1 protein-coding gene is annotated in these 777 nt (G+C 28.3%); it reads right to left on the reverse strand.

Annotated features, from left to right (window positions below; translation table 11 throughout):
* Positions 1-465, reverse strand: a 465-nt coding sequence (locus V7124_RS26030) for a hypothetical protein (RefSeq protein WP_335494845.1), incomplete at its 3' end; no start/stop codon positions are given.
* Positions 466-777 lie beyond the last annotated feature (312 nt).

Here is a 777-nt window from a genome sequence, read left to right on the forward strand (position 1 = left end):
CTTATTTGCTTTTTTCTTTGCATTAAGTATTACTTCTTCAAGATAATCATACGCCTTTGATTCTAGGTCTCTTGTGTCTCCTATTCTAATCTTACTATATCCCCGTTGATTAATTGAAATTGCATCTTCACTCTCGTATTGACCAAATAAAAAGCCAGTTATTTCATATTTTTTCTCTAAACCTGAAGCAAACTTAACAATAGCATCAAAACTTTGATTGCCAAGTACAATTCTAACTAGAGCATTGTCAGGAACATATTTTGATTGACTAAAAAGAAATAATGGATAAAATTCCTCCAGAAATTCTTTATACTTACCAGTCTTAAGTCGAGCTAAATCATTTAGAGTTTTACTTGAAATAATTTCTATTTTTTTATTTTCAAAATAAGTCTTCATTTGTCTTGGTGTACGAAATTCATCCAAGTCCTTGAAAAATTCATTTGAATTAATCTTCTTCTCAGTCATAAGTATCTCCTTTACTGTATTGAAAAATCATTTCAAACAAGGTCCGATAATCAATGTTTTGAGTGTTGAGTAATACATATTTCAACATACTATTGTAAAATCCCTCCAATATAAAACATTATAAAAACTGGACTGCTTTCGTTAAGAACGTTGCTCATTAATTAATAAGGTTTACATTGGAATTCTAAGAAATTTGAATTATGTATAAATCGTATTTTAAATAACAAAAAAACATAGAATGAATATAATCCAAGTTTTCGAACTAGATTTATAGGTTTGTTCAACTAAAGCACCCCGTTACTTTAAGTACAA

The sequence above is a fragment of the Neobacillus niacini genome (assembly GCF_036961885.1).
GTDB lineage: Bacteria > Bacillota > Bacilli > Bacillales > Cytobacillaceae > Neobacillus > Neobacillus niacini_H.